Annotated in this window: 13 protein-coding genes; 10 read left to right on the top strand and 3 right to left on the bottom strand. The window is 70.6% G+C overall.

Features of this window, described 5'->3' with window-relative positions:
* Positions 1-494 (bottom strand): endo-1,4-beta-xylanase (locus tag AB0A74_RS39645; protein WP_358257916.1); only part of this gene is annotated, 494 nt, incomplete at its 3' end.
* A 179-nt stretch (positions 495-673) separates the two neighbouring features.
* Entirely contained in the window at positions 674-1,711 is a 1,038-nt protein-coding gene (locus tag AB0A74_RS39640) for a LacI family DNA-binding transcriptional regulator (RefSeq protein ID WP_358257914.1), read from the bottom strand.
* Positions 1,712-1,857: 146 nt separating this feature from the next.
* Here AB0A74_RS39640 and AB0A74_RS39635 point away from each other — a divergent pair, with 146 nt between their 5' ends.
* From AB0A74_RS39635 to AB0A74_RS39620, 4 genes are read left to right on the top strand one after another with little or no spacing between them, the layout of a single operon-like run.
* Positions 1,858-3,111 (top strand): extracellular solute-binding protein, encoded by a 1,254-nt coding sequence (locus AB0A74_RS39635; RefSeq protein ID WP_358257912.1) that lies wholly within the window; start codon positions 1,858-1,860, stop codon positions 3,109-3,111.
* Positions 3,112-3,119: 8 nt separating this feature from the next.
* Entirely contained in the window at positions 3,120-4,070 is a 951-nt protein-coding gene (locus AB0A74_RS39630; RefSeq protein WP_358257910.1) for a sugar ABC transporter permease, read from the top strand.
* Positions 4,067-4,897 (top strand): carbohydrate ABC transporter permease, encoded by an 831-nt coding sequence (locus AB0A74_RS39625; RefSeq protein WP_358257908.1) that lies wholly within the window; start codon positions 4,067-4,069, stop codon positions 4,895-4,897. The genes AB0A74_RS39630 and AB0A74_RS39625 overlap by 4 nt, the downstream gene beginning before the upstream one ends.
* 14 nt (positions 4,898-4,911) lie before the next feature.
* Positions 4,912-6,372 (top strand): glycoside hydrolase family 43 protein, encoded by a 1,461-nt coding sequence (locus AB0A74_RS39620; RefSeq protein ID WP_358257906.1) that lies wholly within the window; start codon positions 4,912-4,914, stop codon positions 6,370-6,372.
* A gap of 87 nt (positions 6,373-6,459) precedes the next feature.
* Here AB0A74_RS39620 and AB0A74_RS39615 read toward each other — a convergent pair whose 3' ends face one another.
* The gene (locus tag AB0A74_RS39615) at positions 6,460-9,936 is read right to left on the bottom strand and encodes a ThuA domain-containing protein (RefSeq protein ID WP_358257904.1); all 3,477 of its coding nucleotides are present in this window, start codon (positions 9,934-9,936) and stop codon (positions 6,460-6,462) included.
* Positions 9,937-10,138: 202 nt separating this feature from the next.
* On the opposite strand from AB0A74_RS39615, the gene AB0A74_RS39610 reads away from it, so the two are divergent.
* The 6 genes from AB0A74_RS39610 to AB0A74_RS39585 all read left to right on the top strand — a co-directional run bounded on the left by AB0A74_RS39610 (position 10,139) and on the right by AB0A74_RS39585 (position 17,396).
* A complete protein-coding gene (locus tag AB0A74_RS39610) occupies positions 10,139-11,749 on the top strand; it encodes a sugar ABC transporter ATP-binding protein (RefSeq protein ID WP_358257902.1) in 1,611 nt (536 codons plus the stop codon).
* Between the two features lie 113 nt (positions 11,750-11,862).
* The gene (locus AB0A74_RS39605; RefSeq protein ID WP_358257920.1) at positions 11,863-12,813 is read left to right on the top strand and encodes an ABC transporter permease; all 951 of its coding nucleotides are present in this window, start codon (positions 11,863-11,865) and stop codon (positions 12,811-12,813) included.
* Positions 12,814-12,943: 130 nt separating this feature from the next.
* On the top strand, positions 12,944-13,975 hold the full coding sequence (locus tag AB0A74_RS39600; RefSeq protein WP_358257900.1) for a substrate-binding domain-containing protein: 1,032 nt from the start codon (positions 12,944-12,946) through the stop codon (positions 13,973-13,975).
* A gap of 16 nt (positions 13,976-13,991) precedes the next feature.
* Positions 13,992-15,194, top strand: coding sequence for a Gfo/Idh/MocA family oxidoreductase (locus tag AB0A74_RS39595; RefSeq protein ID WP_358257898.1), 1,203 nt, complete (start codon positions 13,992-13,994; stop codon positions 15,192-15,194).
* Positions 15,195-15,196: 2 nt separating this feature from the next.
* A complete protein-coding gene (locus tag AB0A74_RS39590) occupies positions 15,197-16,204 on the top strand; it encodes a sugar phosphate isomerase/epimerase family protein (RefSeq protein WP_358257896.1) in 1,008 nt (335 codons plus the stop codon).
* 70 nt (positions 16,205-16,274) lie between these two features.
* Positions 16,275-17,396: an inositol-3-phosphate synthase gene (locus AB0A74_RS39585; RefSeq protein WP_358257918.1), complete on the top strand. Its 1,122-nt coding sequence runs from the start codon at positions 16,275-16,277 to the stop codon at positions 17,394-17,396.
* Positions 17,397-17,563 lie beyond the last annotated feature (167 nt).

Below are 17,563 nucleotides of genomic sequence, written 5' to 3'. Positions count from 1 at the left end.
TCCTCGAACGCTTCGTTGACCACGTCCCAGGCGTAGATCTTGCCCGCGTAGTACTGGGCGACCTTCGTGACGTGGTTGAGCATCGCCGAACGCAGGGCGGAGCCTTCCAGGCGCTGCATCCACGCGGGCTGCTGCGAGTGCCAGGCCAGCGTGTGCCCGCGGACCCGCTTGCCCTGCGACCGCGCCAGGTTCACGATGCGGTCGGCGTTGCCGTAGCTGAACTGGTTCTGGTTCGGCTCGGTCGCGTCGATCTTCATCTCGTTCTCGGCGGTGACCATGTCGAACTCGCGGTTGAGGATGCCGACGTAGGTCGAGTCGCCGAGCCTGCCCGCGGCGACGGCGGTGCCGAAGTACCGGCCGGTCTGCGCCGCCGACGCGCCGAGCGTGGTCGCCGCCGAGGCCGACGTGGCCGAGAGGACCACCGCGCCGGCGGTGGTGGCCACCAAAGCGGTCACGAGCGCGGCTCGTGACACTGACGTCGCTGTCAGCTTCATGTGTGACACCTTCTGGAGGACACCCGACGGGTGTGCGTGGTGTGCGAGCCTCGCCGAGTTTCGAAACTTCGGCGGTAGTTTCGGCGAGCGTCTCGGAGTGTTGCATCGAACGTTTTCGCTCACAAGAGCGAAATGCGCAGGTCCGTACGCGGAGTCCCGGCGACCGAAACGTTCGGCGGTCAGCGCGCCGGCGGGGCGGTGCTCGCGCGCACGACGAGGTCCGTGGCCAGCACCAGGCGGTGCTGTCGGGGCGGCTCGCCCTGCGACAGCGCCACGATCACCTCGGTCGCCGCGGCGGCCATCTCGCGCAGCGGCTGGCGGACCGTGGTCAGCGGCGGGATCATCTCGCGGCTGGAGGGCAGGTCGTCGAACCCGACCACGCTCAGGTCCTCGGGGATGCGCCGGCCGGCCTCGTGCGCCGCCTGGTACGCCCCCAGCGCGGTCCCGTCGTTGCACGCCACGACCGCGGTCGGCGGGTCGGGCAGGCGCAGCAGGTCGCGGGTGTGCCGCCGGCCGTCGGCGATCTGGAACTCGCCCTGGCGGATCAGCGCCGGGTCGACCGGGACGCCCGCGGTGTCCAGGGCCGCGCGGTAGCCGTCCAGGCGGGCGCGGGCGGAGAGCATCCGCGGGGACCCGGTGATCGTCGCGATCCGCCGGTGCCCCAGTTCGAGCAGGTGCCGCGTCGCCGCCAGGCCGCCGCTCCAGTTGCTGGTGCCCACCGACCACACGTCCTTGCCGGGCTCGTCGGTCGGGTCGACCAGCACGATCGGGATGCCGCGGCTGCGCAGCCGCTCCTGTTGCGCGGGCGTGGGGCCGGAGAACACCGCGACCACCCCGGCCGGGCGGCGGGCCAGCACGCCCTCGATCCAGTCCCGGTCGGGCGTGTGCAGGCCGTGCAGCTCGGACACCGCGACGGCCAGCCCGTGCGCGCCGGCGACGCGGGCGACGCCGTTGATCATCTCGGTGGCGTAGTCGCCCTCGATGGCGTGCAGCACGACCTCGACCAGGGTGGCGCGGGTGGCGCGGCGCTTGCGGCGGTAGCCGTGCTCGCGGATGACGTCCTCGACCGACGCCCGCGTGTCCGGCGAGACGTCCGGGTGGCCGTTGACCACCTTGGAGATCGTGGCCACGGAGACCCCGGCGAGCGCGGCGAGCTGGCTGATCGTCGCGCCGACCGGCTCGTCGGCTGCGGTGTTCGGTCGGCGCGCCCGGCTCATGCCGCCGAGTGTAGCCCTCGAAACGTTTCAGCCTGTTTGCGCAAGTCCTTGACGGTGCGGTGATCGGCGGCCTACCGTCCGTGCCGAAAGATTCCGGCTATCAGTCGAATATTTCGAAGCCGTCCCGCATCGGTCTGGAGGCATCCATGAAACTCCGCGCCATCGTCGCCGCGGTGCTGCTGACCACCGCGTGCTCACCGGGGGGTGGGGCGGGCGGCGGCGGTGACGGGAAGTCGTTCGAGTTCTGGTCGTTCAGCGCCATCAACCAGAAGGCCTCGGTCGAGGCCTACAAGCAGAAACGCCCCGAGGTCGAGGTCAAGCTGACCGAGGTCGGCAACGCCCAGGAGACCGCGCAGGCGCTGACCACCGCGCTGGCCGGCGGCAAGGTGCCCGACCTGGTGCTGATCCAGGGCGACGACCTGCCCAAGTTCGTGGAGCAGCCGCAGAACTTCGTGGACCTCAAGACCCTCGGCGCGGACGCCATCAAGGGCGACTACCTCGACTGGGTCATGGCGCAGAGCGTCGCCAAGGACGGCCAGATCCTCGGCATCCCCACCGACGTCGGCGGCATGGCCATGGCCTACCGCACCGACCTGTTCGCCGAAGCCGGGCTGCCCACCGACCGCGAGTCGGTCGGCAAGCTGTGGCCGGACTGGGACGCGTTCATCGAGACCGGCAAGCGCTACACCGCCAAGACCGGCAAGCCGTTCGTGGACAACGCCGCCACCAGCGTCTTCTACCAGGCGGTCAACCAGGGCACCCAGAAGTACTACGACGACAAGCGCGAACTGGTCTACTCGACCAACCCGCAGGTCAAGGCCGCCTTCGACCTGGGCATCAAGGCCGCGCAGGCGGGCATCACCGCCAAGCAGTCGTCGTTCGCCGAAGGCTGGAGCGCCGCGATGGCGCAGAGCGGGTTCGCCGTGCTCGCCGCCCCGTCCTGGATGCTCAACAGCATCCGCAGCAACGCCCCCGCCACCGCCGGCAAGTGGGACCTCGCCGCGGTGCCGGGCCGGTCGGGCAACTGGGGCGGCAGCTACCTGGCCATCCCCGCGCGCGCCAAGAACCCGCAGGCCGCGTGGGACTACATCCGCACCATGCAGTCGCCGCAGAGCCAACTCGACCACTTCGTGACCTCGGGCGCGCTGCCCACCACGCCGTCGGTCTACCAGGACCCGAAGCTGACCGCGCGCACCGAGCCGTTCTTCTCCGACGCGCCGATCGGCACCCTCTACCCGCAGTCCCTGCTGGGCCTCAAGCCGTTCTACATCGGACCGGACAGCACCACCATCGGCACCGAGTTCCTCAACGCCATCACCAACGTCGAGCAGAACAACGGCAACCCGGCCACGGCGTGGGACGACGCCGTGCGCAACATCAAGACCGCCATCGGCAAGTGAGGTCCGGCGTGACCACCGCCCTGGCGCCCGTCCCCGTCGAACCCGCCGACCCGCCCTCCCGCAGCGCCGGCACGCCGCTGCGGGAGCGGCTGGCCCCCTACGCCTACATCGCGCCGTTCTTCGTGCTGTTCGCGGTGTTCGGGCTGTTCCCGTTCCTGTTCACCTTCTACGTGGCACTGTTCGACTGGAACCCGATCGGCGAGCACACGTTCATCGGCGTGGACAACTTCACCCGCATGCTGGACGACCCGAGGTTCTGGAACGCCGCCCGCAACACGGTGAGCATCTGGTTCCTGTCCACCGTGCCCCAACTGTTCCTCGCCCTGCTGCTGGCCCACCTGCTCAACCACGCCCGGCTGCGGTTCGCGTTGTTCTTCCGCATGTCCGTGCTCGTGCCGTACGTGACGTCGGTGGCGGCCACGGCGATCGTGTTCGCGCAGCTGTTCGACCGCGACTTCGGCCTGCTCAACTGGCTGCTCGGCCTGGTCGGCATCGACCCGGTGGACTTCGTGCAGACCACGTGGGGCAGCCACGTCGTGATCGCGGCCATGGTGACGTGGCGGTGGTTCGGCTACACCACGCTGCTCTACCTGGCCTCCTTGCAGGCGGTGCCGCGCGACGTCTACGAGTCCGCCGCCATCGACGGCGCGGGCGGGTGGCAGCGGTTCCGGCACATCACCGTCCCGGCGCTGCGGCCGGTGATCATCTTCACCGTCATCACCTCCACCATCGGCGGCCTGCAGATCTTCACCGAACCGCTGCTGGTCTCGCCCGGCACGTCGTTGACCTGCGGCGCGGTCCGGCAGTGCCAGACGCTCACGCTCCTGCTCTACGAACTGGGCTTCGGCCGCTACGAGTTCGGCTACGGCTCGGCGGTCGGCGTGGCGCTGTTCGTCATGGTCGTGGTCGTCGCCGCGGTCAACTACGTGCTGTCGAGCCGGATCAGGGCGGACCGATGAGCGCACGCCACAACAAGGTCCGCTGGTGGCAGTACGCGGTGCTGGGCGGCGCGGCGGTGGTGTCGTTGTTCCCGCTGTACTGGATGTTCGTGGTGGCCACCACCGACACCGCCGCCGCCACGCGGATGCCGCCGGAGATCGTGCCGGGCGGGAACTTCTTCCACCTGGCCGGGCTGGTGTTCAGCACCGTCCCGTTCCTGCAGTCCATCCTGAACAGCCTCGCGGTGGCCACGACCATCGGCGTGGGGCAGGCGCTGCTGTGCGCGCTGGCCGGGTTCGCCTTCGCCAAGCTGCGCTTCCCCGGGCGGGGTGTGCTGTTCCTGGTCGTGCTGCTGACCATGACCGTGCCCACGCAGCTCGCGGTGATCCCGCAGTACCTGATCATGTCCGAGCTGGGCTGGGTGGACACGCTCCAGGCGCTGGTGGTGCCGGGCCTGGCGAGCGCGTTCGGGATCTTCTGGATGCGCCAGCACATCGTGTCCACGATCAGCGACGAGCTGATGCAGGCCGCCTACCTCGACGGCGCGTCGACGTGGCAGGTGTTCTGGCGCATCGTGTTCCCGATCGTGCGGCCGGCGGCGTTCGTCCTGGGGCTGTTCGGGTTCGTGACGGCGTGGAACGACTTCCTGTGGCCGTTCATCGTGCTCAAGTCGCCGGAGCGGTTCACCGCGCAGATCGCCATCAAGGCGTTGCAGAACAGCTACGACATCGACCTCGGGCTGGCCATGTCCGGCTCGTTCCTCGCGACCGTGCCCCTGCTGCTGCTGTTCGTGTTCGTCGGCAGGCGGATGGTCGCGGGCATCCTCGACGGCGCGTTCAAAGGCTGACCCGGAGGCGGATCGTGACGCGGAAGTTCGACAACCCGGTGGTCGGGGGTTTCTTCCCCGACCCGAGCGTGTGCCGGGTCGGCGACGACTACTACCTGGTGTGCTCCAGCTTCGAGTACTTCCCCGGCGTGCCGGTGCTGCACAGCCGGGACCTCGTGCACTGGCGGCAGATCGGCAACGTCCTGGACCGGCCCGAGCAACTGCCGCTACCGGCCGACGCGGTGGCCTCGCGCGGCATCTACGCGCCGACCATCCGGCACCACGACGGCCTGTTCTACATGATCACCACCAACGTCTCGCACGGCGGCAACTTCATCGTCACCGCCACCGACCCCGCCGGGCCGTGGTCGGACCCGGTGTGGATCGACCTCCCGGGCATCGACCCGGACCTGGCGTGGGACGAGGACGGCAACTGCTGGTGCGCCTTCCAAGGCGTCCAGGTCGCGCGCATCGACCCGCTGGCGGGCGAGGTGTTGGAAGGCCCGTGGCCGATCTGGTCGGGCACCGGCCTGCAATGGCCCGAAGCGCCCCACCTGTACCGGATCGGCGACTGGTGGTACCTCATGATCGCCGAGGGCGGCACCGAACGCGGCCACACCGTCGCGATCGCCCGCGCCCGCTCGCCCCGCGGCCCCTACGAACCCGCGCCGCACAACCCGATCCTGACCCACCGCGGCACCGACCGGCCCGTCCAGAGCACCGGCCACGCGGACCTGGTGTCCACCCCCGACGGCGAGTGGTGGATGGTGCTGCTGGCCACGCGTCCGCGCGGCTTCACGCCCGGTTTCCACGTGCTGGGCAGGGAAACGTTCCTGACCCCGGTCGAGTGGGTGGACGGCTGGCCCCGGGTCGGCCCGGTCGAACTCACCGAACGCGCCCCGACCCCGTGGCACCCGCTCGACCCGCCACCGGTCCGCGACGAGTTCACCGGGCCCGACCTCGGCCCCGAGTGGATCTCGCCGCGGTCCCGCCCCGCCGGGTCGTGGTCGCTGACCGAGCCCCCCGGCCGGCTGACCCTGCACGCCACCGGCCCGACCCTGGACGAACCGGGCCACACCTTCATCGGCCGCCGCCAACAGCACCAGGAGTGCCGCGCCGCGACGCTGGTGGACCCCGGCACCGGCCGGGCGGGCCTGTCGGTGCGCCTGGACGAGACCCACCACTACGACGTCGAGGTCGCGGCGGGCCGGGTCGAGGTCGTGGCACGCATCGGGCCGCTGCGCCAGACCGTGGCCGGCGCGGACGTCCCAGCGGGTCCGGTGACCCTGGCCGTGACCACCCGCCTGCCGGAGCCGGACGACGGGCACCTCGGCCCGGACCTGGTCGGCTTCCACGTGAACGGCACGCGGCTGTGCGAACTCGACGGCCGCTACCTGTCCACGGAGGTCGCCACGGGCTTCACCGGGCGGGTCATCGGCATGTACGTCACCGAGGGCAGCGCGTCGTTCGAGTGGTTCGACTACGGGCCGGCCTGACCGCGGCCGGCACCCTCCGCAGGTGGGGGCCGGACCCGCGCGCGCAAAGGCGACGCCACCGGTGGGCCGGTGGCGTCGCCTTTGGTGTTAGCGCAAGGTCCACCGCTGGTTCGTGCCGCCGTTGCACGTCCACACGATCAACTGCGTCCCGTCGGCTGAGCTGCCGCCGGTGGCGTCCAGGCACTTCGTGCCGTTGCGGATCGTGCCGTCCGACTGCACCGACCAGGTCTGCGCCGACGTACCGTTGCACGTCCACAGCCGCACGACGCTGCCGTCCGCCGTGCCCGCGGCGTCCATGCACTTGCCCAGTGCCTGGAGGGTCGAACCGGTCTGCGCCCACTGCTGGTTCGCGCCGCTGTTGCACGTCCACAGCTGGACCCGCGCACCGTCCACCGTGGACGAACCGTTCACGTCCACGCACTTGCCGCCCACGCCGACGATCTGCCTCGCCGCCGACCCGCCGCTCCCGACGCCCGGCCCGACGTAACTGATCGAGTCGAGGTCGAAGCTGTTGTTCGACGGCGTCTTGAACACCACGAACAGCTCGACCGTCCCCGCGGGCCGGGTCACGTTCACCGCGGGCAGGCTGACGTAGTTGTCCCATCCGCCGGTCGAGGTCACCGACGCCGACGCGATCAGCGTCCCCGTGGGCGAGCCCGCTCGCAGTTCGATCGACCCGCCGCCCGAAGGTGACGACACCTTGAACGACACCTGGTTGATCCCGGTGAAGTTGACCGGCCTGAACGAGATCCAGTCGTTGTTCGAGATGTCGCCCACGCGCCCGCCGGACTCGGCCCCGGACTGCGCCACCACCCGCACCCCGGACGACCCGGTGAAGTGCTCGGCCTGCTTGCGCTTGGGCTGCAACACCAAGCTCGCGCCACCCTTCAGCGCCGGCAGCCCGTTGCCGCCGTTGTCGGTGTACTCCGACGAGAGGATGACGTGCGCGTTGCCGTTCTGGTGCTCGGTGTCCGCCTCGGCCCGGAAACTCCCCGAGCACCCGGTGATCGGGCTGCCCAACGGGTGTTTGTGCGAGTCGTGGCCGATGTTGGGCTGGGTGGTCACCCGTGTGCAGTCGATCGTGCCGTCCTCGGCGTCGGTGACCGCCACCCCGTAGGGGATGGTGTCGCCCCAGCCGAACATGCCGCCGTCCACCGGGCCGGTGAACCGGACCGTGGGCGCGGTGTTGCCCGAGGTCACCGTCAGGTTCGCCGTTCCCGTCTTGCCGGTCGGGTCGGTCACCGTCAACTGGACGTTGAACGTGCCGGACGTGGTGTAGGTGTGCGTCGGGCTGGCGGTGGTGGACGTGCCGCCGTCGCCGAACGTCCACCGGTAGGTCAGCGCTCCGCCTTCCGGGTCGCGGGAGCCCGCGCTGGAGAACGCCACCGTCAACGGCGTCCCACCGGACGACGGGGTGGCCGAGGCCTGTGCGATGGGGCTGCGCTCACCGGCGTTGTAGTCGATCCGGAACAACCCCGCCCCGGGCAGGTGGACATGGTCGTCCCAACCCGTGCCCCAGGTGAGCAGGTACATCGAGCCGTCCGGTCCGAACTTCATGTCCATGGGCGAGGCGAACGACATGTTCGACAGGAAGTTGTTGATCTTCAACAGGTTCCCGCTGGAATCCGTGCGGAACTCCCAGATCCGGTTGCGCGCCCACTCGCCCATGAACGGCGTGTTGTCGAAGTACGCCGGGAATTTGGTCTGCGACGGATTGTTGGCGTTGTACTGGTAGATCGGGAACGCCATCGGGGCTTCACCGCCGTCGCCCAGCTCGGGGAACTTGCGGCCCTCGCTCGCGCTGTTGCCGTACCAGACGTCCGCCGCCCGCGCCGCCGGCAACGTCGTGAGGCCGGTGTTGTTGGGCGAGGTGTTGGTGGGTGCCGCGCAGTTGAACTTCGCGCCCGAGGTGCCGGTGGCGAAGTCGTAGTCGTTGAACGGGGTGTTGTTGCCGATGCAGTACGGCCAGCCGTAGTTGCCCGGCGACTTCACGATGTTCCACTCCACGATCCCGCCGGGGCCGCGGTTGGCGTTGTCCGCGCCCGCGTCGGGGCCGTAGTCGGCCACGTAGATCGCGCCCGTGGTCGGGTGGACGCTGAAGCGGAACGGGTTGCGGAAGCCCATCGCGTAGATCTCCGGCCGGGTCTTGGCCGTGCCGGGGGCGAACATGTTGCCCGACGGGATCGTGTACGTGCCGCCGCTCTCGGGGTGGATGCGCAGGATCTTGCCGCGCAGGTCGTTGGTGTTGGCCGCGGTGCCCTGCGCGTCCCACCACTTGCGACCCGAGCGCTCGTCGATCGGGGCGTACCCGTCCGAGGCGAACGGGTTCACGTCGTCACCGACGCCGATGTAGAGGTTCTTGCCGGGGCCGAACGCCAGGTACCCGCCGGTGTGGCCCGGTTCGTTCTCGCGCCAGGCGGGCACGGTGAGCAGGACCTTCTCACTGGACCGGTCGAGGGTGTCGCCGTTCATGGTGAACCGGGAGACCCGCGCCGCCTGCTCGGTGCTGTCGCCCGGCGAGTACATGAGGTAGATCCAGCGGGTGGTGGCGAAGTCGGGGTCCAGGGCCAGGCCGGTGAGCCCGTCCTCGGAGTTCTGGCCGCTGCCGTAGACGTTGAGCGTGGCGGCGGTGACGGTGGTGCGGGTGTCCGGCTTGAAGATCTTGAGCTTGCCGCCGTACTCGGTGAAGAACGCCCGGCCGTCCGGGGCCACGTCCACCGCGCCGGGCGCGATCGTGGTCTCGTCCAGCGCGACCTTCTCGAAACTGCCCCACACCGTCGGGCCGCAGTCGGCCGCGACCTTCCCGCCCGCGCTCTCCACACCGCCCGCGACGTGCGAGCGGAAGAGCGGTTCGGAGTAGGCGGAGGCCTGGTGGCCCATGGCGGTCGCCCACAGCCGGCCGCCCTCGAAGTTGCGGCACCACGAGATCGGGTGGTCCGCGCCCATCGCGTTCGCGCCCGGGTTGTAGGTGGTCTCGTCGGCGGTGACCAGGACGTGGGCGTTGCCGCGGACGTTGCGGTCGAAGTTGTACCACTCCTCGGTGCGCACCCACCGGTCCGGCAGGCCCGTGCCCGAGGGGTGCTTCTTGTCCGCGACCTTGGCCGTGCCCTGCACGATCGCCGAGTGCGCGGTCATGGTCATGCCGAGGAACTGGTCCCACCACGGGAACTGCGCCTCGATGTTCATGTCCGTGGCGTTGTGGATGGCCACCACACCACCGCCGTTGCGCACGTACGTCTGCATCGCGGCGCGCTGCGCGTCGGTGTCCCACACCATGCCCGAGGTCTGGAGCATCACGATGACGTCGTAGGTGGCGAGGTTGGCGTTGGTGAAGGCGTTGCTGTCCTCGGTCTTCGTCAACTCCCACTGGCGTTCGGCCGCCAACTGCTCGAACATCGCGATGCCGGCCGGGATCGAGTCGTGGCGGTACGCGCCGGCGGCGGTCTTGCTGAAAAGCAGGACGTGCAGGCCTTCCGGGTGGGCCGAGGCGACCGGGACGTTCAGCCCCAGCACGAGCAACGCGGCCCCGAGGATCGAGGCCGCCCTCCGCAATCGGTGGCGCATCAGAACTTCCTTCCCTATGCGCGGCAGGGGGCATCGAACCGGTTCGACCGACCCTGCACGCTACGCGCGCATCCGTCGAACGGACAACGCGTCGCTGAGTCGAATCGCTTCGCTGTCCGAAAGTCGCCATGCCCTGTCGCGTGGCTTGGGACCGCGCTACGCTGGCCCGCCGGTGTTAGCGCTAACAACGTGGAGCACACCCATGACGACCGCACCGCTGCTGTCCGTCCGGGGCCTGGTCAAGCGGTTCCCCGGGGTCACCGCCCTGGCCGGCGTGGACTTCGACGTGCGCGCGGGCGAGGTGCACTGCCTTCTGGGCCAGAACGGCGCGGGCAAGTCCACCCTGATCAAGGTGCTCGCCGGCGCGCACCGCCCGGACGAGGGCGAGATCCGCGTGCTCGGCGAGGTCGTGTCGTTCCCCGACCCGACCGCCGCCATGCGCGCGGGCGTGGCGACCATCTACCAGGAATTGGACCTGGTGCCGGGGTTGTCGGTGGCGGACAACGTCTTCCTGGGCCACGAGCTGTCCGCCGCCGGCTTCACCCGCCGGGCCGAGACGCGCCGCCGGACCCGTGCCCTGCTGGAGCGGTTGGGCCACCGGGACATCCCGCCCGACCGCGACGTGGGCTCGCTGCCGGCCGCGCGGCAACAGGTGGTCAGCATGGCCCGCGCGCTGTCGAGGGACGCGAGGCTGCTGGTGCTGGACGAGCCGTCCGCGGTGCTGGACCAGGACGAGGTGCGCACGCTGTTCGGCGTGGTGCGGGAGCTGACCGCGCACGGCGTGGCCGTCGTCTACATCTCGCACCGGCTGGCGGAGATCCGCGAGATCGGTGACCGGGTGACCGTGCTCAAGGACGGCCGCACGGTCGCCACCGGCCTCGACGCCCGCGCGGTCGGCACGCCGGAACTGATCCGTCTCATGACCGGCCGGGAGGCGCGCAACGCCTACCCGCCCCGCCGCCCGGTGGCCGCGGATGCCCCTGAGGCGCTGGTGGTGCGCGGGTTGGTGGTGGGCGGGCTGGTGGTGGGCGGTTCGGCCGCGGGCACGTCACGCGCCGACGTGGCTGCGGGCTCGTCACGTGCGGAGTCGGCCGCGGGTTCGTCACGGGCCGACTCGGCTGGTCGCGCCGGTGTGGACTTCGTGGTTCGCGCGGGTGAGGTGGTCGGGTTGGCCGGGTTGGTCGGGGCGGGGCGCTCCGAGATCCTCGAAGCCGTCTACGGGGCGCGAAAACCGGCCGCGGGCGAGGTCGTGGTCGGCGGGCGGCGGCTCCGGCCCGGCAGTGTCGGCGCGGCCGTGCGGGCGGGGGTCGGCCTGTGCCCGGAGGAGCGCAAGAGCCAGGGGCTGTTGCTGGACCAGGCCGTCTACCGCAACATCACCGTGTCGTCGCTGCCGCTGTTCGCCCGCCTGGGGTTCCTGGACGAAGCGGCCGAGCGGTCGCGGTCCGCCGAACTGACCTCCTCGCTGGACGTCCGACCGTCCGATGTGGACCGGGTGGTGCGCGCGCTGTCCGGCGGCAACCAGCAGAAGGTCGTGCTCGCCCGGTGGCTGTTGCGCGGCTGCCGGGTGTTGTTGCTGGACGAGCCGACCCGGGGCGTGGACGTCGGCGCGCGCGGCGAGATCTACCGGCTGGTCCGCGACCTGGCCGAGCGGGGCGTGGCCGTGGTGGTCGTGTCCAGCGACATCGAGGAGGTGCTCGGGCTGGCCGACCGGGTGCTGGTGGTGCGCGAGGGCGTGGTCGTGCACGAAGGGCCGGCCGAGGAGATCGACGAGTCCCGGGTCCTGGACCTGGTCATGGAGGGAACCGCCGCATGATCGGTCAAGGAGGGAACCGCCGCGTGATCGGTCAAGGAGGGAATCGTCGCGTGATCGGTCAGGGGAACCGTCGCGTGGTCGCCGACACCGCGCCGCGGGCTGCCGGGCGCTTCCTGGCTTCCGCGCCCGGCCGCAACACCGGCCTGGTCGTCGCCCTGGTCCTGCTGTGCCTGGTCGGCGTCGCGACGGCGGGGGACCGGTTCGCCGACCTGGACAACGTCCTCACCATCCTGCGGCTGGCCTCGGTGATCGGGGTGGTCAGCATCGGCATGACGTTCGTGGTCACCGGCGGCGGCATCGACCTGTCGGTGGGCGCGATCGTCGCCCTGGCGTCGGTCTGGGCGACCACCCTCGCGACCCAGGGCATGGCCACCGACACGCACTGGCTGGTCGTCGTGTTCACCGCGCTGGCCGTGGGCGCGGGCTGCGGCGTGGTCAACGGGGTGCTGGTCGCCTACGGGCGGATCGTGGCGTTCATCGCGACCCTGGCCATGCTCGCCGCCGCCCGCGGCCTCGCCGAGATCATCTCCAACCGCCGCACGCAGATCCTCAACGTCCCCGGCTTCACCGCCTTCTTCGACGCGTCGGTGCTCGGCGTGCCCGTGCTGGTGGTGATCTTCGCCCTGGTCGCCGCCGGCGGCTGGGTGCTGCTCAACCGCACCACCTTCGGCCGCCGCACGTTCGCCGTCGGCGGCAACCCGGAGGCCGCGCGCCTGGCGGGCATCGACGTGCGGCGGCACACCGTCGTCCTCTACACGCTGCTCGGCGTGTGCTGCGGCATCGCCGCGGTCATGCTGATCGCCCGCACCACCACCGGCAGCTCCACCCACGGGGCGCTGTACGAGCTGGACGCGATCGCCGCCGTGGTGATCGGCGGGACCCTGCTCTCCGGCGGGCGCGGCACGATCGCGGGCACCGTGTTCGGCGTCCTGATCTTCACCACCCTGTCGAACGTGTTCACCCTCAACAACCTCTCCACCTCCGCCCAGGCCGTCGCGAAGGGCGCGATCATCGTGGTCGCCGTGCTCCTCCAGCAGCGGCTGGCCCGTCGCGGCGGCGGTTGACCAGTTGCGGCGGCGCTTGACCCGCTGCGGTGGTGCCCGACCCGCTGCGGTGGTGCCTGGCCCGCTGCGGCGCTTGACCCGCCGAGGAAGTGCCTGAACCCCGACCGCCACACACTCCGGGAGCACACCCATGCCACACAGGGCTTTCGTCCGCCTGCTCGCCTGCGCCGGGCTCCTGGCGCTCACCGCGTGCACGGGCAACACCGCGGCGCCGCCGTCCGGGACGACCGGGCAGGGCGGCGCGAAGGTCGCCAACGACGAGCCGGGCGAGAAGGTCGTCATCGGCTTCTCCGCGCCCGCCGCCGACCACGGCTGGATGGCCGCCATCACCAACGCGGCCAAGGCGGAGGCGGCCAGGTACCCCGACGTCGAACTGCGCCTGGTCGAGGGCACGAACGACGTGAACCTCCAGATCAGCCAGGTGGAGACGTTCATCAACGACAAGGTGGACGCCATCGTGCTGCTCCCCTTCGACGGCGCGGCGCTGACCCCGGTCGCGCTCAAGGCGATGAAGGCCGGCATCCCGGTGATCAACGTGGACCGCGAGTTCGACAGCCCGTTCGCCGCGCGCTCCACCGTGCTGGGGGACAACTACGGCATGGGCGTCTCCGCCGGCACCTACATCTGCGAGCGCCTCAAGGGCAAGGCGGACGCCGTGGTCGCCGAGATCGCCGGCATCGACTCGTTGCCGCTGACCCAGGACCGCAGCAAGGGCTTCGCCGACGCCCTGCGGGAGTGCGGGTTGAAGGTCGCCAACCGGGTCGCCGCCGAGTTCACCGTGGAGAGCGGGGAGAAGGCCGCCGCGAACCTGTTGCAGGCCGCGCCGCGCCTGGACGCGGTGTGGAACCACGACGACGACCAGGGCGTCGGCGTGACCGCGGCGGTCAAGAACGCCGGGCGCAGCGAGTTCTTCCTGGTGGGAGGTGCCGGGTCGGCCAACGTGATGCGGGAGATCAAGGCGGACAACGGGCTGCACAAGGCCACCGTGGTCTACCCGTCCACGCAGGGCGCGGACGGCATCCGGCTGGCCCGGCTCGCGGTGCAGGGCAAGAGCCTGGGCGACCTGGTCGAGGTGGAGATCCCGCGTCAGATCGAGCTGTACGCCCCGGTCGTCACCAAGGACAACGTCGACCGCTACCTGCCCGCGGCCTTCGAGTCCTGAGTCCTGGGGGATTGTGATGACACCGGAACTGCGCATTGCGATGATCGGCCACGAGTTCATGGGATCGGCGCACTCCCAGGCGTGGCGCGTGGCCCCGCGCTTCTTCGACCTGCCCTTGCGGCCGGTGATGGCCGTCCTGTGCGGCCGGGACCCCGGGCGCACCCGGGCCGCTGCCGACCGCCTGGGCTGGGCGGAGGCGGTCACCGACTGGCGGGTGGTGGTGGAGCGCGACGACGTGGACGTGGTGGACATCTGCGCGCCCGGCGACACGCACGCCGAGATCGCCGTGGCGGCGCTGGCGGCGGGCAAGCACGTGCTGTGCGAGAAACCGCTGGCCAACACGGTCGCCGAGGCCGAGGCGATGGTGGCCGAGGCCGAGCGGGCCGCCGCGTCGGGCGTGCGGGCGATGGTCGGGTTCACCTACCGGCGCGTGCCCGCGTTGAGCCTGGCCCGCGACCTGGTGGCCCGAGGTCGGCTCGGACGCGTCCACCACGTGCGCGCGCAGTACCTCCAGGACTGGATCGTGGACCCGGCCGCGCCGCTGTCGTGGCGGTTGCAGAAGGAGAAGGCCGGGTCGGGCGCGTTGGGCGACATCGGCGCGCACATCGTGGACGCCGCCCAGTTCGTGCTCGGGGACACCATCGCCGAGGTGTGCGGGACGATGGAGACCTTCGTGACCGAACGGCCGTTGGCCGCGGCGCACTCGGGCCTGTCGGGCACGGCCGTGTCCGATGGGACGGGCCCGGTCACCGTGGACGACGCCGCCCTGTTCCTGGCCCGCTTCACCGGCGGCGCGCTCGGGTCGTTCGAGGCCACCCGGTTCGCCAGTGGCCGCAAGAACGCCCTGCGGATCGAGGTCAACGGCTCGGCGGGCAGCGTGGCGTTCGACTTCGAGGACATGAACGTCCTGCACTTCTTCGACGGTGGCGAGGACGCGGCGGTGGCCGGGTTCCGCCGGATCGTCGTGACCGAACCCGACCACCCGTACGTCGGCGCGTGGTGGCCGCCGGGGCACGTGCTGGGGTACGAGCACGCGTTCACCCACCAGGCGGTGGACTTCGTCCACGCGATCGCGGCCGGCACCGACCCGAGCCCGTCGTTCGGCGACGGGCTGCGGTTGCAGCGCGTGCTGGCGGCCGTCGAGGCGAGCGCCGCCTCCCGTGCTTGGCAGGACGTTCAGGGGAGCGATTCGACCAGCGCAAGTCGTGTAGGGGAGTGACGATGGCACGTCCGATCACGTTGTTCACCGGCCAGTGGGCCGACCTGCCGTTGGAGGAGGTCGCGCGGCTGGCCGCCGGCTGGGGTTACGACGGCCTGGAACTGGCCTGCTGGGGCGACCACCTCGACCCGTGGCGGGCCGCCGAGGACGACGAGTACGTCGCCGACCGGCTCGCGCTGCTGGCCAAGCACGACCTCAAGGTGTGGACGATCTCCAACCACCTCACCGGCCAGGCCGTCTGCGACGACCCGATCGACCAGCGGCACCAGGGCATCCTGTCGGCGCGCATCTGGGGCGACGGCGAACCCGAGGGCGTCCGCCGGCGCGCGGCCGAGGAGATGAAGGCGACCGCCCGCGCCGCGGCGCGCCTGGGCGCGGACACGGTCGTGGGCTTCACCGGCTCGTCCATCTGGAAGACGGTCGCGATGTTCCCGCCCGTGCCGCCGGAGATGGTGGACGCCGGGTACCGGGACTTCGCCGACCGGTGGAACCCGATCCTGGACGTGTTCGACGAGGTCGGGGTGCGGTTCGCGCACGAGGTTCACCCGTCTGAGATCGCCTACGACTACTGGACCACGACCCGGGCCCTGGAGGCCGTCGGCCACCGCCCCGCGTTCGGCCTGAACTGGGACCCGTCGCACTTCGTGTGGCAGGACCTGGACCCGGTCGGTTTCCTGTGGGACTTCCGCGACCGGATCTACCACGTGGACTGCAAGGACGCCCGCCGCCAGGTCGGTGACGGCCGCAACGGGCGGATGGGCTCGCACCTGCCGTGGGGCGACCCGCGCCGGGGGTGGGACTTCGTGTCCACCGGGCGTGGGGACGTGCCGTGGGAACGGGCGTTCCGGATGCTCAACACGATCGGGTACAGCGGGCCGGTGAGTGTGGAGTGGGAGGACGCCGGCATGGACCGGTTGGTGGGGGCACCGGAGGCGTTGGACTTCGTGCGGCGGAACGCTTTTGACCCGCCTACGGCGTCGTTCGACGCGGCCTTCGCCGCTGGGGACTGACGTGGTGGGTGACGTGGCGGGGGCTGACGTGGCGGGCGCTGACGTGGCGGGCGCTTCGGAGCGGGTTGGGTTGTGGCTGAATGGTGGTCGGGGGTCGGTGGCCACTACCGCGATCACCGGACTGCTTGCGTTGAGGTCCGGGCTGGTGGAGCCCGTCGGGTGTGTCACCGAGTTGTTGGACGCGCCTTTGCCGCCCTGGCAGGGGTTTGTCGTTGGCGGCCATGATGTGGTGACGACGCCTTTGGTGAAGCGGGCGGAGTTGCTTGCGCGTGACGGGGTTCTGCCGCCTGGCTTGGCCGCCGAGTTGTCGGATGAGTTGGCCGCGGTGGACGCGGAGATCCTGCCCGGCTACCAGCCGGGTACGTACAACGGTAGCCAGGCGGACGCCGCCCGCAGGCTGGCTGAGGACATCGAGGGCTTTCGGGCGAGGCACCGGTTGAGTCGGGTGGTGGTGGTCAATGTGGCTTCCACCGAGCCGCCTGTGACGGTGGGGCCTGAGTCGTTGGCGGCGTTGGAAGAGGCGTTGCGCGTCCCTGGTCGGGCTGTGCTGCCGCCCAGCTCGTTGGTGGCTTACGCCGCCTTTCGGGCGGGCTGCGCCTTTGCCGACTTCACCCCGTCTACGGGGGTGGCACTGCCCGCCCTGGACGAACTGGCGGTTAGGAGGGGAGTGCCGTATGCAGGGCGGGACGGCAAGACTGGGGAGACACTGCTGCGGGCGGCCTTGGCTCCGATGTTTGTGGCTAGGGCTTTGAGAGTGCGGTCTTGGACCGGCACCAACCTGCTGGGTGGGGGTGACGGGGCGACCCTTGCCGATCCGGGTCATGCTCGGAGCAAGTCCATGTCGAAGGCAAGGGGGTTGGCTTCGCTTCTGGGTGAAGACGTCACCGCGCCGTTGCACATCGACTACGTGCCGGATCTCGGCGAGCACAAGACCGCTTGGGATCACGTGTCGTTCGAGGGCTTCCTGGGCGCGCGGATGACGCTGCAGACGACCTGGACGGGGTTGGACTCCTCGCTGGCCGCGCCACTCGTGCTCGACCTGGCGAGGTTGCTGGCTGCGGCGCATGCGGCGGGGAGGTCGGGGGTGCAGGAAGCGTTGGCCTTCTTCTTCAAAGATCCGTTGGGCACTGACGAGCACAGGCTGCATGAGCAAGCCCGCGTTCTTGAGGGGTGGGCGGCTGGTCTGCACTGATGCACTGATGAAAAGCGGCGCTCGCCGCGCGGCAGGCCCCCGGGGGTGGAAGGGCGTCGGTTCGTTCCCCGTACGGCCTGCCGGAGGCAACCACAGATCGCCGGGGTCGGCCAAAAAACTTTCGCTCGTTCCTCGCGAAACTTTTTCAGGCCGACCCCGGCGATCTG

It is taken from the genome of Saccharothrix sp. NPDC042600 (assembly GCF_040647305.1).
GTDB lineage: Bacteria > Actinomycetota > Actinomycetes > Mycobacteriales > Pseudonocardiaceae > Actinosynnema > Actinosynnema mutabilis.
This window is presented reverse-complemented; position numbering and strand designations above follow the sequence as displayed.